The 22,777-nt window shown below is 60.0% G+C and carries 15 protein-coding genes; 13 read left to right on the top strand and 2 right to left on the bottom strand.

Annotated features, from left to right (window positions below; translation table 11 throughout):
* Positions 1-92 precede the first annotated feature (92 nt).
* Both AB4Y31_RS31275 and AB4Y31_RS31270 read right to left on the bottom strand, forming a co-directional pair.
* Positions 93-2,243 (bottom strand): ParB N-terminal domain-containing protein, encoded by a 2,151-nt coding sequence (locus AB4Y31_RS31275; RefSeq protein ID WP_368677364.1) that lies wholly within the window; start codon positions 2,241-2,243, stop codon positions 93-95.
* Positions 2,244-2,373: 130 nt separating this feature from the next.
* Positions 2,374-3,207: a DUF932 domain-containing protein gene (locus AB4Y31_RS31270; RefSeq protein ID WP_368677365.1), complete on the bottom strand. Its 834-nt coding sequence runs from the start codon at positions 3,205-3,207 to the stop codon at positions 2,374-2,376.
* Positions 3,208-3,813: 606 nt separating this feature from the next.
* Between AB4Y31_RS31270 and AB4Y31_RS31265 the strand changes: the two genes are divergently transcribed.
* The 13 genes from AB4Y31_RS31265 to AB4Y31_RS31205 all read left to right on the top strand — a co-directional run bounded on the left by AB4Y31_RS31265 (position 3,814) and on the right by AB4Y31_RS31205 (position 22,702).
* On the top strand, positions 3,814-4,842 hold the full coding sequence (locus tag AB4Y31_RS31265) for a hypothetical protein (RefSeq protein WP_368677363.1): 1,029 nt from the start codon (positions 3,814-3,816) through the stop codon (positions 4,840-4,842).
* Positions 4,843-4,984: 142 nt separating this feature from the next.
* Entirely contained in the window at positions 4,985-6,094 is a 1,110-nt protein-coding gene (locus AB4Y31_RS31260) for an exonuclease SbcCD subunit D (protein ID WP_368677362.1), read from the top strand.
* The gene (locus tag AB4Y31_RS31255; protein WP_368677361.1) at positions 6,091-8,727 is read left to right on the top strand and encodes a hypothetical protein; all 2,637 of its coding nucleotides are present in this window, start codon (positions 6,091-6,093) and stop codon (positions 8,725-8,727) included. Before AB4Y31_RS31260 ends, AB4Y31_RS31255 begins: the two co-directional genes overlap by 4 nt.
* An 83-nt stretch (positions 8,728-8,810) precedes the next feature.
* Positions 8,811-10,004 (top strand): hypothetical protein, encoded by a 1,194-nt coding sequence (locus tag AB4Y31_RS31250; RefSeq protein ID WP_368677360.1) that lies wholly within the window; start codon positions 8,811-8,813, stop codon positions 10,002-10,004.
* Positions 9,997-11,823 (top strand): ATP-binding protein, encoded by a 1,827-nt coding sequence (locus AB4Y31_RS31245; protein ID WP_368677359.1) that lies wholly within the window; start codon positions 9,997-9,999, stop codon positions 11,821-11,823. The genes AB4Y31_RS31250 and AB4Y31_RS31245 overlap by 8 nt, the downstream gene beginning before the upstream one ends.
* A 180-nt stretch (positions 11,824-12,003) precedes the next feature.
* Positions 12,004-13,755, top strand: a complete 1,752-nt coding sequence (locus AB4Y31_RS31240) for an ATP-binding protein (RefSeq protein WP_368677358.1) — start codon at positions 12,004-12,006, stop codon at positions 13,753-13,755.
* A 63-nt stretch (positions 13,756-13,818) separates the two neighbouring features.
* Positions 13,819-14,766: a hypothetical protein gene (locus AB4Y31_RS31235; RefSeq protein ID WP_368677357.1), complete on the top strand. Its 948-nt coding sequence runs from the start codon at positions 13,819-13,821 to the stop codon at positions 14,764-14,766.
* Positions 14,766-18,452 (top strand): DEAD/DEAH box helicase, encoded by a 3,687-nt coding sequence (locus AB4Y31_RS31230; protein ID WP_368677356.1) that lies wholly within the window; start codon positions 14,766-14,768, stop codon positions 18,450-18,452. The genes AB4Y31_RS31235 and AB4Y31_RS31230 overlap by 1 nt, the downstream gene beginning before the upstream one ends.
* A gap of 76 nt (positions 18,453-18,528) precedes the next feature.
* A complete protein-coding gene (locus tag AB4Y31_RS31225; RefSeq protein WP_368677355.1) occupies positions 18,529-18,759 on the top strand; it encodes a hypothetical protein in 231 nt (76 codons plus the stop codon).
* A 26-nt stretch (positions 18,760-18,785) separates the two neighbouring features.
* On the top strand, positions 18,786-20,027 hold the full coding sequence (locus AB4Y31_RS31220; RefSeq protein ID WP_368677354.1) for a hypothetical protein: 1,242 nt from the start codon (positions 18,786-18,788) through the stop codon (positions 20,025-20,027).
* Positions 20,028-20,440: 413 nt separating this feature from the next.
* Complete coding sequence (locus tag AB4Y31_RS31215; RefSeq protein ID WP_368677353.1) at positions 20,441-21,847, top strand: radical SAM protein; 1,407 nt, start codon at positions 20,441-20,443, stop codon at positions 21,845-21,847.
* Complete coding sequence (locus AB4Y31_RS31210) at positions 21,840-22,457, top strand: PolC-type DNA polymerase III (protein WP_368677352.1); 618 nt, start codon at positions 21,840-21,842, stop codon at positions 22,455-22,457. Before AB4Y31_RS31215 ends, AB4Y31_RS31210 begins: the two co-directional genes overlap by 8 nt.
* Complete coding sequence (locus AB4Y31_RS31205; RefSeq protein ID WP_368677351.1) at positions 22,457-22,702, top strand: hypothetical protein; 246 nt, start codon at positions 22,457-22,459, stop codon at positions 22,700-22,702. The genes AB4Y31_RS31210 and AB4Y31_RS31205 overlap by 1 nt, the downstream gene beginning before the upstream one ends.
* Positions 22,703-22,777: the final 75 nt, after the last annotated feature.

Raw genomic sequence — 22,777 nt, 5'->3', positions numbered from 1 at the left:
CAGCTCGTCGGGGAACAGCTTCGGCGCCTTCGGGTTCTTGCTCTTCTTGGTCACGGTTGCTTCGGTCATAGGACGTAATTTCCGTTATCGTCTCATGACCTCGACACACTAAAATTCTGACAGGCTCCGCCGTTGCCACAGTCCGACTCAGCATCGGCGTCCTCGTCGCTCTCTGCGCCCCTGCCGCCTTCCCCCGTACCGGCGTCGTCCTCATCCTCAGCGTCCTCGCTGACAGCCCACGACGGCATAACCGGCGTATCGCGGTCGGTGAGGATTTCCGGGAGCCATGCGACGTTGGCGAGGTGAAGTTCTGCGGCGGCAGCGGCGTCAGCCTTCTTCATCTTTGCGAGATCAGTGGCCACCTTCGATGACACGGCGGCGGACACGACCTCGGCGATGCGAGCCTTGCTGACATGGTCAAAATACGTGATGCGGTTTGCCTTCCAGTACTTGGTCATATCGAGGTTCAGCGCATCCGCGAGCGCATTGATGGCAAGCGGCTTTTCCTCGCCCGCGATGCCGTCGAGCAGCGTCCCAGTACAGAAGGCGAGCAGATCGAGCAGCGTCGTGCCGTGGTCTTGCTGGATCAACCAAGGGAGCAGGTCGGATCGTTTGGCCGGCAGTTCCTCGACCCATCGTGCGCGCTGCGCTTCGATAGCGTTCCATGCTTGACTTTCAGGCATGTCGTCTGCCGCACGCAGCAGCCGGTCGTGATTGTTTTCCCCGGATAGTGTCAGATAGTCCGGCGCCGACGTGTAGCCATAATGCTCGGGGAGCGCCTGCGGGATCAAGTGTCGCAGCAGCGCTGCGAGCGCGACAACCGGTTGCGCGACCAGTTCGGCATGGATGGCGGCGGCGCGATGCGCGGTCAGCCGCTGGCAGAGCTTCGAACTGTGGACGGGTTTGGCCTTTCGAGCCTGCGTGTCCGCTCTGTCGGGGGCGTCGGCTGCGGGCACACCGGTGACGGTCGCACCTGCCGCGTCCAATGCCGCGCTGTTCTCGCGCCGCACGAGGCCCCGTTCAACGGTGAGTTCGCCTTGTAGGCCGACGATCACGTATGCGCCAGCCTCGGCCATCTGTGACGTATCCCAAAGGACGGCGTGGCTCTCAATCGCCGTGATTGCGGCATTCGTTCGCTCGATTTCTAGGTCGAGGCGCTCCGCTTCTTCGTAGGCGTTTTCATCGTCCTCCGACAGTGCGTCGAGCTTTTCGGTGAGTTCATCGCGCTGCGCAGTAAGCGCATCGATTTCGCGCTGCTCGTCCTCGGTGTACGGGCGTTGGACCGGCTGAAGTTTGCCGTAGCGGTTCAGTTCCAGCAGGTCACGCTCGACACGCGTTTCAACCCAGCCCCAACCTTCGGCTCGGACTTCCTCGGCGGCTGCATCGAGCTTCTGTGCGACCAGGCGTTGCAGCAGGTCGGCGTCGGCAACGTAGCCCGCGTTTTCGTCGTCACTGAACAAGTCGCGACGCACATAGCCACCTGCTGCTTCGTAGGCGGCGAGGCCAACGAAACGCACGAGACGGCTTCGGCTCGCGTCAATCTCGGCGCGCGTGATTGCCTGCCGCAAATATTGCGGCTGACGCTGCCACTCGTTTGCTTCGAACCATAGGCGTTCCTGCGTTTCGTGATCGTCAGCGAGGGCGAGCGCGGCTAGTTGGTCGAGCGTGATCGCGTCCTCGCGTAGCAGCGCGAGCAGCTTGGGCGACACGTTGGAGAGCTTCATGCGCCGCTTGACCGTGATGGGCGACGCGGAAAAGAGTGCGGAGATGTAATCGACGCTGCGGCCTTCCTCGGCCAGCATCCGGTAGGCGCGCAACACGTCGAACGGATCCAGCCCCTCGCGCTCACTGTTTTCGATTAGTGAAATTGCGAGCGCTTCGCCTTCGCTAACGATCCGCACGGGTACCGGATAGTCGGCGGAGATATGCTTTTGCTCGAACAGCAAGTCGAGTGCGGCTTCCCGGCGCTGGCCTGCGCAGACGCCGTATTTGCGGTGTTTCCCGCGCGAGCGCTTGATTTCGTGGACCACGAGGTTTTGCAGTAACCCTTTCGCGCGGATGCTGGCGGCGAGTCTTGGGATTCCGGTGAGGGGTTTCGTGCGGACATTCAGCGGCGAACGCTGGAGGCTCGAATATGGCACGGTCACGACCGGTTGCTCGTCGCCGAAATTCGTTTCGAGCACGGTTGCGAATTCGACGGCATCAGCTGTGATGGTGACCGTTTCGACATTTTGGGCTTGCATGATCGACTCCGGAAAGTTAGAAAGAGAGTGCCGGGCCAGTGCGGTGCGAATGCGTCAGAACGTGACCCGACGGGCGTTCTGGCGCAAAGGCTCAGAGTCGGGGCGGCGTGGGTGCGCCGCCCCGAAGTCGTTACGCCTTCATCTGGCGCATGGCGTCGGCGAGCATCCACAGAGCGCGGTTGAGCTTCACGTTCTGGTCGATGCCGGTGATGGGACGCGTCGACATGGAGCGGCCCGAGCGCGAGCGTCCATGCAGGCCACCCTTCGTGAGGTTTTCCTGCACGCGGTTGAAGACAGTCCAAAGGTCGTCGCGGCGATCCTCAAAGCGGCGCGGGGCGAGCAGTTGGCTGTCGGTGATGGGGGCGGGTGCTTCGACCTCTGTCGGGTCGTAGCGCAACGCGAGGGCGGAACGGGCGAACGCATGTTGTTCGTCGTGGTCGAGCGTCACAGCGCGCATGCCGTCCTTTTGCTCGCGGATCAAGTCGAAGCCGTCGAGCACATCGAACGCACCGTTGATCACGTTCTGAACGACGTTGCCTTTGTGCGGTACGCGGATATCGGCAATGTTGTCGCCGGCGACCATGCCGTTTTGGCACACGAACCGGAATGTGCCCGCGAGCATCTGATAACTGCTCGTTCCGTCATGCGAGTTCAGCATCACGATTTCATCGGCTTCCTCACCGGTGATTTGATCGGCATGGCGCAGCCGGAGCATATGCTTGGTGAATTCGCGCTTGCCCTCATCGCGCACGCGGGTTTGGCAGACCATGAACGGCTGAAAGCCTTCGTTGCGGAGCCCGCGCAGCACGTCGATGGTGGGAATGTAGGTGTAGCGCTCGGAGCGGCTTTCGTGCTTGCCGTCTGCAAAAATGGAGGGGGCAACGCGCCGAATCTGATCGTCGGACAGGGGCGAGTCAGCGCGCAGCATTGGGGAGCCGTAACGGAAAGAGGAAGCGAGTTGCATGGCAATCTCCACAGTCAAGGTTGAGGACCTGAACCGGACGAAGGGATGTGACTTGCCGTTGCGGCTGGACACCTCCCGGTGGAACTCGGGGTTGGCCTTGCTGCCGCAGGCTCCCGGGTTCCCGCCCGTGCGACTGAAGGAGCCGATAGCGGGCAGGCGTCAAGGAAAAAGGCGAGGGAGGGGTGCGGGCAACACGGTCCCTCGCCCCTTGATGCCTGCCCGCTATCGGCTACGGTCGCGGGTCAAGGGCGGGAAGCTGGGAGACGGGTGCATGCCATGCCGCGGGGCGACCGGGCTGGGGTGCGCGAACTAGGGGCGGCAGCCCAGAAATGCCCGCCACCCACGGCGCAGACGACGGTGTCGGCTCCTGCGCTAGGGGATACCCGTCAGGGGCGTGACGCCGAACGGGGTTCGGCGTGCGTGCCCCCTATCGCGTTTTGAGATGAATTTCAGCCGGCTTTTTGCGAGTCCGCGTAGGTCGCAGGTAGCGAGGTTGCCGACTCGGTCAGCCACTGCCCGGGCTCGCAGATCACCGCGCGATCCTTTCGATGCAGGTCACCATTTTGATGTTGCTGTTGCACGCACATGCCCGCTTGATGAGATAACATGCATGTTCCTGACAGTAAAATATTCAGAACGATGGGAAAGGGAATCAGGATGCGGTCCGCAGTGGACCATCGGGGGAAGGCCTGGACAGTCGAGGCGCTGCAGGCCCTTCATGATGAGCAGCGTGAGATACCGGCTCTCGTCTGCGATCATCCGACGTGCGGATGTGCGGTGCGTTTCGTGCATCGCTACCAGCAAAACCGTTCCAACCGGATAGAGCCGATCGATGTTCCCGCTTACATCGGGCTGACAAGTGATTCGGAACATGTCGCCGGATGCCGCTATGACGCGCCGGGAAGGTTGACGGCAATCGTTGCGCAGTCGGATCCTGATTTCTTGAAGGAACTCGACACAGGCAAACGCGAGTTGCGTCTACTGATGTTGCATAACGGCCTGCGCGGCAAGGGGCTTTCCGGCACAAAGCCAGCCGGTCCAGGTACGGTTGCCGGAACGCCGGGCGGCAATACCACCATCGATGTTGTCAAGGCGGAGAAAAGGCTCTCGGGCTACGTGCGTACGACGGCCGACCTCGTCGCCCTTCGTGCCTTATGCGATTCAGATGTGTTTCTGGCTTCGGAACTGGTCTTGCGTTTTGGTACCCGGCGTATTGCATGGAAAGACTTCTTTTTCGAACGTGAACGGTACGACGAAGCGTGGGAACTGGTGAGGGAGGGCGGGACAAATGCCTTCCCGATCGCTCTGGCGGCTACCGTGCGCTCCCATTACGTCCCGTCTGCGGGAGGGAAGTACAAAAATGCTTTTCTAAACGGCTATCCGCTCTACCGAAAAACCGGTGACTCGGACCGTGTGGAAACATTCGAAGCTAGCGTTGCGCATGAGGACGCGAACTGGCTTTCGGGCTTGCCGGTGGGCACCGACATAGTCATGTTCGGTCTCTGGCGGGTGCAGGACAAGGTAGAAAGGCAGGGCAAGGACCCGCGCGATCCGTCCAGGGCGGTTACGTATGTGACGCACAAGTTGGTGCTTGAGCCGAAATTCCGGCGTCAGGTCGTCCGGGCCGATGAGTAACAGGCAGACAAGGTTGATGTTTGCGCGCGCTTGTCGACGAACTGAGGCCTGAAACGGACATGGCGGTCATGTGGGAGCATACCGGGTCACACAGCATAACCGCGCTGCTCCGCCTTTCAATGATGCAGGTGACAGGAGAGGCATGAAGATCATTCATTCGGCCGACTGGCAGCTCGGAAAACCCTTTAGGCGCTTCGAGCTGGAGGTGCGCGCTGCGCTTACCGAAGCGCGGTTTGATGCGATCGATGCGATTGGCCGGACGGCCGCTGAAAACGATTCCCATCATGTCATCGTTGCGGGTGACATCTTCGATACAGAAGGCCCGGAGGATCGCACGATCATCCAGGCCGTCTCGCGTATGAACCGGCATGCGTGCCACTGGTGGCTGCTGCCGGGCAATCACGATTTCGCCCGTAATGGCGGGCTCTGGGATCGTGTCCGCCAGTGCGCAGGCGAAAAAATTACCGTGCTCGCAGAGCCTGAGCCACGGGAGATTGAGCCGGGCGTCTGGCTGCTGCCGGCACCACTCGTTCACCGCCACAATCTCGACGACCCGACTGAACTTTTCGACAACATGGAGACGCGTGACGCGCGCGTGCGCATTGGCATCGCTCACGGCTCGATCCGCGGATTCGGAGCGCAGGGCGAGACAGGGAACCAGATTGCGCCCGACCGCGCCCGTCGGTCGCGCCTTGATTATCTGGCGCTAGGCGACTGGCATGGTGCATTGCAGGTCGATGAGCGCACCTGGTATGCCGGGACGCCGGAGCCGGACCGCTTCCATCGCGACGATCCCGGGTGTGCCTTGCTGGTCGAACTGTCGGCTGGCACCGCTCCGGCTGTTACGCCCATCAGGACGGGTCGTTTCCAGTGGCTCATCCGCGACTGGACGGTGAATGATGCGCAGGCTTTCGAGGCCGCGTGCAACACGCTGCTCGCCGCAATCGACCCGCCGTCAACGCTCGTTCAGCTGTCCGTTGCTGGCATTGCCAGTCTCACCGATCGAATTGCTATCCTAGGCCATCTGGACAATGACCTGCGCCATCGTCTGCGCTATCTTGACGTGCGCGCCGATGATCTAGCGGGCCGTCCTGGCGACGACGATCTCGCCATGCTGGCGGTCGAAGGCATTCTCGGCGCTGCTGCCGGCAGGCTTAATGCCTGCATTGAGGCCGGAGGTCCGATCGCGGTTATCGCAAGGCGCGCGCTCGAGCGGCTGTTCGTCGAATACAGCCGCAAGGAGTCCACATGAGCCTTCGTATCCGGAGAATCGGGGTCAACGGCTTCCGCAAATTCCGTGAACCAATGGCGATCGACGGCCTGATCGACGGTCTCAACATCGTCATCGAGCCCAATGAGACCGGCAAATCGACTCTGCTCGAGGCATTGCGCGCCGCCTTTTTTGTTCGCCACAATACGAGGAATCAGCTCGCCCAGTCTTTCGCCCCCCATGGCGAAGCTGTCGGCCCAGAAATCCAGGTGGCGTTCGACGTCGGTGACTCACCGTGGACGGTGACGAAGCGCTTTCTCAGGAGCCCGTCAGTGGACGTGACGGGGCCCCAGGGAAGGGCTCAGGGAGAGGAGGCCGAAAGCCGGCTGAATACGCTGCTCGGCGCGATTCGCGATACCAGTCGAGGGGGCGATGTGTCGACCTACGGGGCCCTTGGTCTGCTGTGGGTAGCGCAGACTGAGGCCCTCTCCGTCTCTGCGCCTGGTCAGATCGTGCGCGACACGATCAGTTCATCGCTCGAGGCTGAGGCCGGAGCGATCATGGGAGGGGCCGCGTACAAGCGGGTGCGGGACCGGATCGAATCCCAATACGAGCACTACTGGACGCCGACCGGCCAGAAACGGGGCAAGCAGAACCATGCACATGAACACGTTGATGCAGCCGAGGTGGCGGCGCGTGAAGCTGCCGACCGGCTCGCCGCGCTGGAAAGGAGCTTTGCCGAAATGGAGGCGGCGCGAGCACGCTTGAAGATCATCAAGCGCGAGATGGCGGATGACACGGACCTGCAGACCCGTAAGGAACTGGTCGCTTCGCTGGAGGTCGCGCGCGCCGCCGCCCAGATCCTGATCACACGCCGCGCAGAGCAGGAATTGGTTAATGGAAAGCTGAAAAGTCTGGAAGACCTGCAACGGCGACATCAGGAAGCGGCCGCTGCGCGCGAAACAGCGGCTAACGCACTCGCCGAGGTGCGACGTCAGCGCAACTCGCTTGCTGAGACGCTGACCCAGGGCAGGCAGAGGGTCGTAGATGCCCGCACCGCGCTTGAGCTCGCTCGCACCGGGCGTCAGGAAGCGCGTGAAGCATTGGCCGCCGGCGAGGAGCGCCTGAGGCAGGCCCGACGCCGGGCGGCCATTGACGCGGCCCGCAAGCGCCATGGCGAACTGCTCGCGCTCGAGGCCCAGTATCGGGAAGCAAAGGCGGTGGTCGCCACGGCTGTCCCCGCTACTCTGATCGCGTCGCTCGAAGCCCATGACCGCGCGGTGGCGGAAGCGCGGGCTATTGTCAATGCTGGTGCGACCCGCATCGCACTGTCTGGCGTGGCGACCGGCGTCACCATCGACGGTGAGCCAATGCCGACGGGCGAGCGTACGCTGACGCGCGAGGCTCGCATTCGGTTCGGGGATGCTGAGCTTGTCGTGAGCCCGCCCGCTGCAGCTGCCAGCGCCGAGGAGGCACTCGCGTTGTCATTGCGCAGGCAGCAGGATGCGCTTGAAGAGCTGGGGGTCGCGGATTTGCGGGCTGCCCGGGCGCGTAACGAGGTGGCGCGCGACGCGGCGGCCGACCTGCGTACCCTCGAGGCGCGCATCGAGCGTGTCACGCTGGCCGATGAAATCATCGACCTTGGGGCTGGTGCCGACGCGCTCAAACTGTTTGTAGCCGAACTTGAAGAAGATAAGGACGAAAGGAACGGCGACCTTCCCGACATCATCCGACTCAGAGAGATGATGGACGCGGCCGATACGACGCTCGCGCGCGCCGAGGGTGTGCAGGACAGTGCCATTGAAGCGCTACGCCGGATCGAGGAAGAGGATGCGCCGCTGGCGACGGCGGAGGCCGGGGCGGCCAGTGATCTGGCGCACGCGAGTGCTTCACTGGAGGCGATCGAGAGCCGCCCCGAATGGGCGGGCCTGCTGCAGGATCTTGCTCAGGCGCGGGAGCAGACAGCCGCGGCATCGGTCAAGCTGGAAGAAGCGGTGCGCGATGCCTCCGCCCATGACGTCGCGGCCATCACCCGCAGGATAGAACTTATAGACGCTCGGGCGCGTACGGCCGCGGAAACGCGGAGCAGGCTCGAAACGGATATTGCTCGCCTCGAAGGCACGATCGAGAGCGAGGGTGGTGCAGGTCTAGCCGATCGGGCCGCAGTGGCGCGGGAAGAAGCGGAGGCCGCGCGTGCGGAGCTAAAGCGGATCACCGAGGAGGCCGACACGTTGAAGCTGCTGCGCGACACGCTGGAGGCGGCGCGCGACGAGACATCGAGAAAGTTTGTCGGTCCTGTCGTCAAACGTGCCAGGCGGCATATCGAGCGACTGCTCCCGGGATGTGATCTCACCTTCTCGGAGAGCCTTGCGCTGGAGAGTGTGAGCCGCGCTGGCGTTGACGAGAGCTGCGCCAGTCTTTCGCGGGGCACACAGGAGCAACTGGCCGTGCTGACCCGGATTGCGTTCGCTGACATGCTGCTTGAGCAGGGCAAACCCGTCTCGCTGATCCTGGATGATCCGCTCGTCTATTCCGACGACTCGCGACTCGATCTCATGCTCGAAATCCTGAGCGAGGCCGCGACACGCATGCAGGTCATCCTGCTGACGTGCCGCGATCGTGCGTTCAGGCATATCGAAGGTAACCGAATCAACCTCCCGCTGACATCTAGATGAACCATATCGGCCCGGCAATTGCGGCAGGAACTTATCACGGCGTGTGCGTGAACCCCTCTTTTTCGGAAGGGGAGTGAACACGCATGGCCCGCACCGCCGAATATTCGATTAAAGGCTATCTCTACCAGTTCCTCCGGTACCTGTCGGAGATTCTCGTTGCTGACGAAGGCTCAAAAATCACGATCGAGGGCGCAATCGAGGACATTGATGTCGTCACGCCAACGTTCACGACAGCTGTCCAGTGCAAATATCATGAGCAGGCCGACAAGTTCACGCTCGGAAAGATCTATAAGCCGATCCTCCTGATGCTGGAGCATTTTTCGAAAAATGCTTCACTAGTGCCCAAGGTCTACTATCGCCTGTTCTGTTACTTTCCAGAAGAAAGTGGAACGCGCCCGCTTACGCGTGCGGAGCTTGATACCGTGCTGGCGACGACTTCGGAGCCGCTCAGGGTGATCGTCGGTCGAATTGCCGCTGGCGTGGACTTCGAAGCGTTTCTGAAGAGATTCACGATCGAGTTTGGCCAGAGCACGGACGCATTGCAGCAATCGGTCTTGGCGTCGTTAAAAGCGAAGGGATTCTCCGCGGAAGATGTCGAGGCGATCATTTATCCTAGTGCGATCCAGCGTATCGTCGACCTGGCGACCCAGGGCGCAGTGACGGATCGTACCGTCGACCCAGCGGTGTTCCTGAATGGCCTCCACAAGATACGACAGGTCACCTTCACCCGCTGGACCCGGGAACTGGCTACCCGCGCCCAGATCTTTCAGCGGCTGCGTAAGGATCTGAAGCCTTCCCTTGGCCAGAATTCCCGCGGGCGCCACTTCGTGATCGACCCGGCTGCCATTGCACACTTCGACGATGACGTGGTCCGGTTCATCAAGAAATTCGTGGAGCGCTATAGCTGTAAGTATCTGCACGATAATCCGCCGCTATTCACGATCACTGAGAAATATGATGTCGGTGCCCTACAGGCACGTCTTCATGACGCTGGCTTGCGGTGTGCAGATGGTCTGGTCGGGGGTGTGGAGTTTCGTGCATCGGAACTGTTCCGGCGGCCGATGCGGCGGAGGATGCCGTTCGAAATCGAATTCAGTCTTCGACTGGCAAGTCGTGCCGTCGTGACGGAGAGTGGGCCCAAGCGACCCGACGAACTCTTTCTGGTGAATGTTGCGGATGATGCCTGGGCTCATCACGACGTCAATGTCCACAGGTTCGAAATCGAGCGTCTTTCTGATCTCGAGTATGTTCTTCAATTGAGGGATAGTTATGTTTGAGCTGGGTGATCCGATAGGCGGTGTGACCGAGAGCTCTCCGTCGCTGGTGCGCATCGAAATCAATAGTGCGGAACATTTCGAAAAGCACAAGGCGAGGCTCGGGGTCGGGCAATATCTGCTGATCGCGTCGGGCAACAATCTCTATCTGTTGAGCACGATCACGGCGGTGCGCGCATCTCACGCGGACCGGTCACAGGCAGGCGGTTCTACAGAAGGCTCCGACGCAGAGTCAATCTCCTTCCGCTTCCAGATCGACACCCAGCCAATCGGTACTCTTTCCGGGGATAACGAGTTTTCCCGCGGCTCCCATTCACTGCCAGTCCCGACTGAACATGCGTATGTCACGCCGGCCGAAGTGCTAAGTGGGATCTTCTCGAAGCAGATCAAGTCTCCTTTTTCTTTCGGCACACTGAGCATTGCGCCGGATGTCAGGTTTGAGATCGACGGCGATCGGTTTTTCAGCAAGCATGTGGCGGTCGTCGGGTCGACCGGCTCCGGCAAGTCATGCGCCGTTGCGAAGATTCTTCAGACCGCGGTTGGTATCGAATCCAAGGCGAACACACATAAGGCAGCGCAGAAGAATGCGCATATTGTCATTTTTGACATTCATGCGGAATATGCTGCGGCCTTCCGGCTCGAGGCGGCGGAAAATTTTACGCTTAATCTTCTTGATGTGGATACGCTCCGGTTGCCGTACTGGCTGATGAACGCCCAGGAACTGGAGGAAATGTTCATCGAGAGCAACGAGCAGAATTCGCACAACCAGATCTCGCAGTTCCGCCATGCCGTTGTGCGCAACAAACGCCGTCACAATCCGGATCTGTCGAATATTTCGTTTGACAGCCCGGTCTATTTCTCGATCGACGAAGTGGTGACCTATCTCGAGAATATGAACTCGGAAGTCATCGGCAAGCTCGCAGGCGAGGGCATGCCCAAGTTGTTGGACGGTGGGCTCGTAAGTGATCGTGATGCCTTCTATTTTGATGCCGTCCAGACCTTCGTGGTGTCCTCCACGGCGAAGGAGACTAAAGCAACGAACGGGCCGTTCCACGGCGAATTCGATCGCCTCATCCTGCGACTTCGAACCCGGCTGGCTGACCCGCGGCTGCGTTTCCTTTTTTATCCGCAGAAGCCAGATGGCACGACTCTGTCGACTGGCGACTTTGCTGACGTCGTTCGGCAGTTCATCGGCTATCTGACCCGGTCCAACATTTCGATCGTCGATCTCAGTGGCATTCCGTTTGAGGTACTTAGCATCGTCGTGAGTCTCATCTCTCGGATGATATTCGATTTCGGGTTCCACTATTCTAAGACCCGGCATATCGACGGTCAGGTCAGCGATGTGCCGATCATGGTGGTATGCGAGGAAGCCCATAACTATGTGCCACGGTCAGGCGGGGCGCAGTATGACTCGTCGAAAAAATCCATCGAACGGATCGCAAAGGAGGGAAGAAAATATGGCGTGACGCTCATGGTCGTGAGCCAGCGACCGTCAGAAGTCTCCGAGACAATTTTCTCCCAATGCAGCAACTTCATTTCGCTGCGACTGACCAATACAGTTGATCAGAGCTATATCAAGTCATTGCTGCCCGACGTTTCCGCAGCTATCGGGGACCTCCTTCCCAACCTTGGACAAGGCGAATTTCTCGCAGTCGGTGATGCTCCGCTGATGCCGACGGTTGGCAGATTCGCATTGCCCACGCCGGAACCGCATTCGCGAAGCGTGAATTATCTGCAGGAATGGAACGCTGGCTGGCGTGAAGTCAATTTCGACGACGTTATTGATCGCTGGAGGGGAAGAGCCTTGGCGGCCTCATAAAGGGTGGCGGCGCTGACTTTGGTCGACGGGGCTCGACGCGACAACCGGTAACGATGCAGAAGCGTACGCCACCCGGGGCGTCGGCGCACGTTGATCGGCGCGATGCGCAGCAGATGGGGGCTGCAGGCTGGAGCATAGCCGCCGGTCGGCGTGGGTATCTACAAGGCAGGGTTACAGGACATGAAAAAAAGCAAGGCCCGGTTTCAGGTTAATTCTCGACTCGCTCGTATCCTTAGCCAGGAATACGCATCGAGTGAGAAGGCGATCAAGGAGCTCATTGACAACGCGTGGGATGCCGACGCCGATAAGATCACGGTATCGCTCCCGCTGCCGATGAGCGACTCGCCGATCGTCATATCCGATGACGGGACGGGCATGACCACGGATGAGCTGCGCAATCACTATCTTTCGATCGCTTCTGATCGGAGAGAGCGGAGTGGCGAGCGTACCGCCGGAAAGCAACGGCTCGTCAAAGGCAGGAAGGGCATCGGGAAATTCGCGGGCTTGATGGCGGCGTCAGTAATGACGCTCGAGACGTATGCCAGAGGCACCCGGACGAGCTTCACATTGCGGCTGCATGATCTGCTGAAAGCAGACGACATTGAGCAGCTTCCTATCGATCTTGCCGTTGATCCATGCGATATATCGGCACATGGCACCAGTATCACCTTGACCGAGCTCGATCAGCAACTGACGTTTCCTGACCCGCAGAACCTGCGTCAGATATTGTTGCAGGAGTATGGGCGGGAAACCGGCCTTGCAATAATTGTGGACGGCAAAGCGCTTGGTGTTGACGACGTTGTAGGAACCCTCAAGGACAGCGACCTGATTGTTCCTGGTGTCGGTGATGTAAGACTGCGGTTTGCGATCGCCGAGAAGAAATCGGTGTCGCGCCAACCCGGGATTGTCATTCGTGTGGACGGCAAGGTCGTCGGGAAGCCGTCCTTTTTCGGCCTTGACGAACGAGACGATTTTCCGCCGAAGCTATTGAAACGGCTGTATGGGGAAATCGACGCCGATGGTCTTCGGGATCATGTGACTGCAGGCTGGGACAGCCTTGTCGAGAACAGTGAACTGCTGGCGCGGGTACAGCAGATGGTTGCGCCTGTGGTTCTCGATGCATTCAAGGAAACGCATGGCAGGGAGATCCAGCTCGCACACGCGCGTTTGCGGCGGGATATCAAGGACAGGCTCGCAGCGCTTCCTGAGCAGCGACGGCAGTATGCAGAGAACGCAATCAAGAAAATTCTTGAGCGGTTCTATCGGGAGCCGCCGGAGAAAGTAGAACCCTTCGTTTATGTGCTCCTCGAGGCGATTGAGCGGTCAGACTATGGGGCAGTTGTCCGCCATCTTGCGCAGGCGCGCCAGAAAGATATTGCTTCGCTGGCTGATGCGCTGGATGACTTTGGTCTGGCGGACATGGCGCATCTGGTCGAGCAGGCGAAGGCTCGACAACAGTTCCTCGATAATCTCGAAGCGCTGTCGAGGAATACCGAGACGTTGGAAGCGCAGATGCACAAGGCGATCGAGAAGAATCTCTGGATTTTTGGTCCTGAGTTCTCTGTCTTCAGTTCGAATAGGACGCTTCAACGACAGATCGAGGACTTTGTGGGAAAGAAGTTCGTGGGGGCAAGGGCGAACAGGCGTCCCGACCTCCTGCTCAATGAGAACCTGAACGGCGAGTGTCTTCTGCTGGAGTTCAAGAGGCCCTCGCACTCGTTGAACAGGGACGACTACGCGCAGGCGACCGATTATCGTCATGATCTGGCCAAGCATATGAACAAGCCCATCAGCGTTTTGATCGTCGGAGGGGATCGGTCTGCGGACTATCCCACTGCCAACCTCGAGCCGGATGTGCACGCAGTGAGTTTTCTCGACGTGATCGGTACGGCTAGGCGACAACTCGAGTGGCAATTGCGACAGCTAGCATGATAACGAATGTGTCCGGCGCAGATGCAGCACCGCGCGTTGAGCGCGAGCGGAGGCAGACAATCCATGATGCATGACGTTCCACCACCAATGGCACTACTCAACCGGTGGTTGCGCGGGGTAGCGCACGCAAACGGAAACTATAGTCATATTCTCTTCGAACAGGTAATCCCGAACGACGACACTGTTGTAGACGAGCTGCGTCCTTATTTCGAATCCGCGCATCGTGATGCGCGCGAAGTGTTCCATCGTGCGGCCCGTATTGATCTGCATCCCGATGCGGATGCGCCCGGATGGCATGCGCAGTATCCGAATTGTCTTCCACCTACGGCCAGAAAAGGTCTGTTCGGCGAGGTCATGACGGGGCTGATGACGCAGGCATATCAGTTCATTGGGGCGCACCAGTGGACCGTTCCGATATTCCTGTTTCGCTACCATGCGGAAGTCGAGGTGTACCTTTTCGAACTGGCTCGCGATCCCGCCCGGGTGCGTGAAGTGTCGGGACGGCATGGGAACGATTTCATTGCGCTAGGAATCGACCCGGCGAGTGGGGCGGTCGTTCGTTTTCTGGCGGGGGAAGCGAAGTGGCGAGCGACGCTGACGCAAAGCACTATGGCCAATATGATGCTCGGTGACTGGACCGGGCCGGACGATGCCCGGGTACGTGCTAATGATGGCGTGTGGAACGAAATGAACCGGGGGCTTGCGGTTCCTCAAGGCCTCGAGCAGATTCAACGTCTGTTGTGTGAGAAGGCGCGAGAGGAATATGCGGAAGCTATCGTCTCCCTCGATCGTGCGTTGCTGATTGGCGCGGCGCCACTGCCGCGCACCGACCTTGTGTTCGTCGCTGGTAACCGTGCGGCGCGTCGTGCACCTGGGACCGCATTGCTGCCAACCGCGGCGCCACCGGCGGAATACACAGCCGGTCGACCGTTGCAGGTGATTGAACTGGTGCTTGAAGGCGGTGTGGAGCTCATTGATAGCCTTTATAACTCTCTGTGGGGTAACCGGTGATGGCACGACTCGACGAGCAGCGACGCGCTCTCGCGATGAACGTTCGCGCCAGCCGGGCCGCGGAGAATGAACTCACGCCCGCTCAGGCCCGTTTATTCGTTCGTAGCCTGCAAACGTCGTGGCAGGTGCCGCCAATTGCCTGGGCTGCACGCGAGTCACGCGAGCAGTTCGAGGATGCGAGGCGGCTTCTTCACGCTGCAGGCATTCTGCGCGAGGTTGACGGTGAGGGGACATCCGAATCGCTTGGATGCTATCGCCGGGCCGGTGAGCTGCTCGAGTGGCTCGCGCGTTCATACGATCCTGTAACACGCGACGTGCCGGTTGCGTTGCTTGCTGCCGGTGCATATCAGTTGGCAGGGCTACCAGCAATGGCAACGAGCCTCCTCCGGCAGGGCGGCTACGGTGGCGGAACTGCCGAAATTTTTGCGGCTTTTTTGAGTGTGGATTTCGATCGGCTGCTAGCGCTCGTGGCGATTTTCTGGCGTGATCATCCCGATCTGACGGGGCGGCAGGGTTCGGCAATTTTGCTACATGGAGCAGGCGACGACCTTCAGGACGACGATCCACCCGAGGATGCGGCGGCCGAGCGCGGTGCCCGTGCCGACGCTGCGCTTGAGCCTCCCGTCAGCCGGATTGGACGCTATGTGGTGGCCGAGCTTGTGCGAGCGCTTGGCCTGATCGGCGACAGTATCCGCCGCGGGAACAGTCAGCGTTTGACGCGGGCGATAGAAAAGCTTGGGGACCTCTCTTTGCTGGCGACGAGGCTTGCAAGCGATGAACTCTGGATGCTGATCAATCTGATAGAGGCGACGGCGAGGCGTTTCAATGCCAACAGCCTGCACAGCCGCGTGGCACAGCTCGCCGAGCGGGCGCCCGCATTCGGGCCACGGCTGTGGCGCTTCGCCCGCGAGCAGTTTGCACGGGGGCGCGGCATCCTGTGGGCATCGCAGATTCGTGGTCTGGAGCGTCTGATCACAACCCCGAGTTTTGCTCTTTGCACCCCGACTGGTTCCGGCAAGACGCTCGTCGCAAACCTGGCGCTAGTGAAGGAACTTCTGCTGGTTGAGCCGGACCTGGGGGAGGCGCCACTCGCCCTCTACCTCGTTCCTTCCCGCGCGCTAGCCAGTGAAGTGGAAGCCAAGCTTACAGCCGAGCTGGGCAGCGACCTCGTCGTCACCGGCCTCTACGGCGGCGCCGACTGGGGTATAACCGACTACTGGTTGACTGCTGATCGGCCCGTTGTGCTGATTGCGACAGTCGAAAAAGCCGAAGCGCTTATGCGCTATGTGGGTCACCTTCTTGTAACCCGCCTCAGGCTGCTGATTGTCGACGAAGCCCATCAGGTCGTGAGTGAGGGCGATGTCAACGCCGCCGAAGCGCTCGCCGCCCACAGCAGTCGCTCAATGCGGCTTGAAGCGATGGTTTCGCGGTTGCTTGCCATCAAGCCGCGGATGGCACGCATTGCGCTGACTGCAGTGGCGGGTGGCGCAGCGCGGCCGGTCGCGCAATGGATCGAAGGTGTTCCGGATGCCGCTGCAGTAGGGCTGGGCTATCGAAGCAGCCGACAACTCATCGGTGCGTTGCGCGTTGATTCCCGACATCCTCCTCAGGCATTGCTCGACATCATGAACGGACAGATGCTGTATGTCCGGGGGCGAGACGCGCCAGTGTATCTGCCATTGCGAATTCCCCTGATGCCTCAACCGTCGGCGGTCATCCGAAACAGCCTCCCGCACTATACCCAGCTCTACGTGCTGTGGACCGCGCTGCACCTGCTCGAGGGCAGGCGCCGAGTTCTCATCTCGGTAGCGCAGTCGCCGGAGCTGCTGATGAAGCGCTACGCAGAGGCATTCGCGTTGCCGGGATGGAATGTCGTCCAGCCGTTTGTTGTGCCGGTCGCGCCGGATGACCGTGCGCGCTTCGAGGAGGCCCGTGCCGTTTGTACGGATTTCTGTGGACCGGACTCATTTGAATTAAGGTTGCTGGAACGGGGTGTAGCGACAAGTCATGGGCAGATGCCTCAAAGGCTACGGCGCTTGATGACCGATCTCATCGATCGCCGGATCTGCCCCATCACGCTTGCAACAGCAACGCTTACGGAAGGCGTAAACCTGCCGTTCGACATGATTTTCGTTACCAGCCTTGAACGCCGAAGTTTCGACGCAGTGACCGGACAGCCAATCGTTATGCCGATGACCACGGCAGAATTTCGCAACCTTGCTGGTCGGGCAGGGCGGCCCGGCGCAGCCGAGTCAATCGAAGGCATGACTCTGGTGGCGGTGCCAGAATCCGTGTCGACGACGGCGCCGGCTCAGCGAAACGAGCAGCAGCGTCAAGTCCAACGCGTTGCGGGCCACTACGATGACTTACTTCGTCGGCTACAGGCCGAGGAGGCCGCTGTCGAGGTGCACAGCCCCTTGGTCGTACTACTGCGTTCCATCTGGCAAAAGGCAGCCGAACAGTTGGGATTGCAGACCGAAGAACAGTTCCACGCTTGGCTGGAGATGACCTTGCCCGAAGCGACTGGAACAAATCTTGGTGTTGGATCCCGGGTGCCAGCGGATCTTTTAGGTGATAGCCTGGACGAACTGGATGGTTTCCTGCTGTCGGCGACAGAGGAGCTAACGCGTGTCGAGGCAGTTCCAGCAGGCGACGCGCGTACCGAAGCCTTTCTCGCCAACCTTTGGCAACGTACCTTTGCGCGGGTTGTCGCTGCCGACGAGGCGTGGCTTGAGCGCAGCTTCATCAAGCGTGGACGCGCGCTCGTCGAGAGGCTCTACCCCGACGCCCAGCTTCGGCGAAGGCTCTACCAGTACGGATTCACGCCGTACATCGGTCGGAGGTTCGAATTCGTCGCACCGGCGCTCCTCGCCGAACTTCAAGCTGCTGCAGACTATGGCCGTTGGGATACCCAACGTCGATTTACTCTGGTCACGCAACTCGGCGAGCGGATCCGGGCGGAGCCAGGGATCGGATTTCGCGCGCGCAATACGGTGGGTGACCGTGCGGTGCTCGAGAACTGGCAGGGAGTGGCGGGTTGGTGGATGCAGTCGGGCGCCGCTATGGCGCCGGATGCCGAGCAGTTGCGGTCCTGGCAACGGTTCGTCACTGAAAATCTGGAGTTTCGTCTCGGCGTGGCAGTCGGTGCCGCTGTGAGCCAGGCATGGGGACGAAACGCTGGCATCGAGACACCTACGTTAGAGACCTGGCGCGCTACCAGCGGCCTGCCCTGGATTGGCTTCTGGTTCCGCGAGTTGTTGCGTTGGGGAACGCTCGATCCCTTCGTCGCTTTCGCGCTTGGGCAAGGGCTTGACCGCACCCGCGACGAAGCAATGCGCCGTCGCGTGGAATTCGAGCACTGGCTGCAGGCCGAAGGGTTTGGTGTGGAACCCGAGACGTTGATCGATCCTCGACGCTTTCTGGCTTGGCAACGGTCACTCGAAGCTCGTGCCGCTGCTGCCGAGACCGCGCAAAGGAGCCCGGCGCAACTGACCATGGTCGATGGTCGGAGGCCTGGTTATGACGTACGACCGATCGTCCTGGCTGACGGCGTACGGTGGATCGACGCCGCTGGATATTCTGTGGCCCAATCGCCGCCTTCACGGGACCTGCTGACTGACCGGCCGGAAAGGCATGACTTCCGCGTGACCATAATGCCAAACGTCGAAGTGGTGAGAACTTATTGACCAGGCCGCGAGCCCGATGCGGTGCATCGTACCGCAAGTGCGAACGGGGTGGCTGGGGAGAAATGTTTGGATCAACATGCGCTCTTCGGCACTGGCGATGCAGGCAAACGCACTAAAACACGGTGATCCGGCAGCGAAGGCGCGAATCATCCGGTTCCTCCACACCCATTCCCATACGGAGAAGATGTCGGAACCAGAGCATGACCTTTCCGTGCTTTCGGAGGCGCCGGCCGTGCTCACCGATTTGCTGGCATTGCTGCGGGCCAACGATAAACAGCATTACGACGCCATGATGGGCATCGTCTAGTGCCGACGGTGACTAGGGGGCGGGATATGACAGAAAGAACTGCGGCGCCGACGCGCGGCGAAGGATTGCCAGTCGAAATGGTCGCTATTCGCGAGGCAGTGATTGCTGCGATAGGCGACATCGTACCTGCAGGGCCACCAGTGTCCCACGATGAGGCGAAATGTTTTTTTCTTTCATCGTGGACCGAGGCCGGACGGGACTTGCCGCCGTACTATCTTGTCTATTTTCTGTTGATCGATCTTCTCGGATTTCCACATCTCGGACAATGGGAGAAGGTCGCTTGGGCAGTACCTGTCCGCTTGCGCGGGAAGCTGTACGGAGTCGAGCATCGTAAGATGGGGATCGGCATCTTCGCTCCGAATTCCGATCCATCTGCGACACGCAGCACGAAGCCCAACGAGGAGGCGGAAGGTGATGCACGCGAGATATGCCGGTTGTTGAAGCGAGCGGTGGCCATCGCCGAACCGTACTTTGAATGGCGCGCCAGGACTGCCGCGAAGGGGCCCGATATCAATGTCATCAACAGGGGGGGTGTGCTGTTCGAACGATATCGATTCTTCCGCGAACAATTTGAAGCGTTGAGCTCAGAAGCATTGCGTCGGCGGGACGAAATGACGAAGCCGGCGGAGGCGTTGAGCGACCGCAAATTGCGGTTTTCGCATATGTTTCCGGGGCTAAGACTACGGGAGGAAGCGGAGTGGAGTGCGCAGGCTGCAATAGAAGCGTTCTTCAGCTGGACGGAGCACATTTTCATCCACCTAGCCATCCTGCAGGGCAGAGTCGAAAACGGAGAGGAGGTGGCGAAGCTGGCGGAGGCGGACTGGAAGACAAAATTCAGGGCGGCGCTAGATATCGACGATCCGGAAACGAAGATCCACTACGATAACCTTCTTGCACTCCGGACGCAGATCCGGAATTTTATGGCGCACGGAGCATTCGGAAAGCGGGGCGAGGCATTCAATTTTCACTCAGGAGCAGGGGCAGTTCCGGTCCTGCTGACCAGGAATCCAAGGCATCGCTATTCTTTGACCGGAGGGCCGGAGTTTGATGAGAAGAGCGCACTGCAGCAAATCGAATTATTCATCGCGCACTTGTGGTCCGGCACGCGGGAGCCCGCGCGTGAGTGTATGGAGAGCGAGCTGCCAACGGTTCTCACGTACGCAACTGACGGTACCTACGCTAAAGTGATGCGATCTGTCGGCTTAATGAAAGAGTTCATCGATGACTATGTGGCGAAGCAAGAGCGAGCGGCAAATATGGACTGGTAGGGCCGCGCTGCCGGCGGGAGATTCTTTTAAATGGTGATGCCCTGTCTTGGCGATATTTCAGAGTGGGCGGGCGTTGACATTCGAACGCTTTCCGCCCATCAGCGTCGGGCGCCGACCGACTTCTCCGGTATGGCTGACGGTATTGTTGTTACATAACCGCGCGCAAACGCTGCCCAGATATCCACCTCGTTGACAATCGGGTGGAGAAACGCTGCAATGGATCGGGCAATCATATGGCGGGAAACGATAGACAAGCATGTTGCGGCTCTCTGCCGGGCGAACGTCCTCGACCCGACCGGCCCGATGGACGCAAGTCACAACAGGCGTGGGCGGATTGGGGTGCAGCGGCTTGGCGTCGCAAATGGAGCGCAGCGTGACAGGAACGCTCGCCATGTGGAGCAACGAAAAGACAAATGAATGCATACAGTCGCCGGGTATTTTTGGCACATAACGCATGCCTGAATTCCAGCTATGACCTGAACGTGCTAAAGGCGGGCCTCGAGCGGCATGGCTACGAGGTCGTCGACAAGCCCGAGGCGGCCGACGAGGTTATCTTTTCCGGCTGCTCCGTACGGAGTACGTGGGTTGACGATGCGATCGAGCAGATCAGGCAGATCTCGTCGCGCGCGCCGGATGCCAGACTGACGGTCACAGGATGTATCGCGAACGTCAGTGCCGACGTTGTGCGCAACGCGCTGGCAACGCATCCGGTCAATTTCCAGTCGCACGCCGACATCCTTAGGGGCCGCACCGGCGAGGATTTTTCCGCGCTGGACCGGACGATATCGCAGGATACCGCACGAAACTTCGAAGGCGACCCTGACAATGGCCTGCCGCAGATGCGGCAACGGGTTGGCCGCCTGAAGGCTGAACTGGTAGCGCAGTTGCAGCAGCTCGACGACGAACATGGAACCCGTCTGGCGACGCTGTACATGCGCACGACCAAGGGGTTCGTTTTCTATAACGAGGAGGAGCCAGCGGAACTCATTACGGTGACGCGAAGCTGCCTCTATCGCTGCAGTTTCTGCAGCATACCGCGTGGCAGGGGGCAATTCGCTTCAGTGCCCATCGACGACATTCTGTCCAAGGCCCGGGCAGCGCTTGCAAGAGGTATCAGGCGCTTCATACTCGTGGGAGACGAGGTGGGGAACTACGGAGCCGAGGGTTTCGATGGCGGCGCCTCGCGTTTCGCCGACCTGCTGCGCCAGCTGGTCGCCTTGCAGCCTGGCGTACGGCTCTCGATTCGATACATCGAACCCAAGCCGTTTCTCAAAAATGCCGCACTGTTGCGGCAGCTCAGTGATTCGGGCAACATCGACTTGCTCTATGTCTCGTTGCAGAGCGGATCCTCCCGAGTCCTCAGGGCGATGAACCGGAACCCTGATCTCACAAGGATCGCCGGGTTGGTTGATGAGTTCAGAAAATCAACCGACGTCGTGTTTTACTGCAACTGGATGGTCGGGTTCCCAGGGGAGACGGAGGAAGATTTCCAGGAGACGCTGCGCCTTGCGCGGCGACTTAACCTGCAGATCAATGTGGCGATTCCGTTTTCGGCGCGCCCCGATACGCCGGCGGAGAACTTCGATGATCAGGTAGACGAAGGGACCAAAGAGGATCGACTCTTGAGACTGAGCCATGCAATAGCAGACATGAAGATGGCGATGTTCGAGGAGCGGCTTCGTTTTCTCGATAACGGTGAGCGCTTACCGCTGCTGGAGAAGATCCGGCTTGCCGAAATGCAACAGTACAGGCAACCGCTGACGGAGGAGCGACCCATCGTGTTTCACCGGCAGGCGCATGGAGTGGGCAACAATGCATGAATACATTGACGGGCACTGGAGTCAGTATGACTTCGCCATCGTCGACGTCGAGGGAAATGGCGAGTTACCCCAGGAAATTGTGGAAGTCGCGCTTGCGCATGTGCGTCGGGGAAAAGTTGAGTCACGGCCTGATTCCTGGCTTGTGCGACCGTCAAGACCTGTGACCGGGCGAGCGGCGCGGTTTCATGGGATCAGCAACGACATGGTCGCGGGAGCCCCATCCATTGCGACGATTGCAACGGACGTGATGGCTGCTTTCGGACCCGATGTCGTGGTGGGGCACAATGTGCGCGTGGACATTGAACTCCTAGGGAGGGCGCTGACGGACTGGCAGCCCGCAATTGTCATCGACACGCTTCAACTTGCGCGTTCGGTTCTGCCCGGCGCACCGTCGTATTCGCTGGGGGATCTCGTCATGCAGCGAGGGTTGGGCAATCACGGCATGCCCAACCACCGGGCGTCGGCGGATGCGCTGGCAACGGCCCACCTGTTTCTGGATCTGGTTCAGCAGATGGACGCGGGCGGTTGCGCGACCCTTCGAAAACTCCTGGATGTCGCCGGCGTTGCGACGCTTGGATTTGACAACAATCGGCAACAGGGGCTGTTCTAATGAACTGCATGATCGGAATCACCGGCACCCATTCGACCGGTAAATCGACGTTTTTCGAGGAGGTTCACGAACTCGCGCAAGCACGGGGCCTCAAGGTGGGGAAGGTGGCTGATGTTGCAACCCGTTGCCGGGAAGCGGGCTTTCCGATTCTGAAGGACCATACTTTCGAAAGCACGCTGTGGATCATGTCTTCTGGGACGTGTCAGGAATTTCGTGTGCTGAGGTCGGTTAAAAATCTCAGCTGATGGCGGCGGTGAATCGCTCGCCGAACAGGATGGCGAACTGATTGACTGCTTGCCGCCAGGTGATAGGTGGCATCT

It is taken from the genome of Trinickia sp. EG282A, from assembly GCF_040965455.1.
GTDB classification, from domain to species: Bacteria; Pseudomonadota; Gammaproteobacteria; order Burkholderiales; family Burkholderiaceae; genus Trinickia; species Trinickia symbiotica.
Note: the sequence above shows the minus strand (reverse complement) of the source record. Positions and strands in the feature narration are given on the sequence as shown.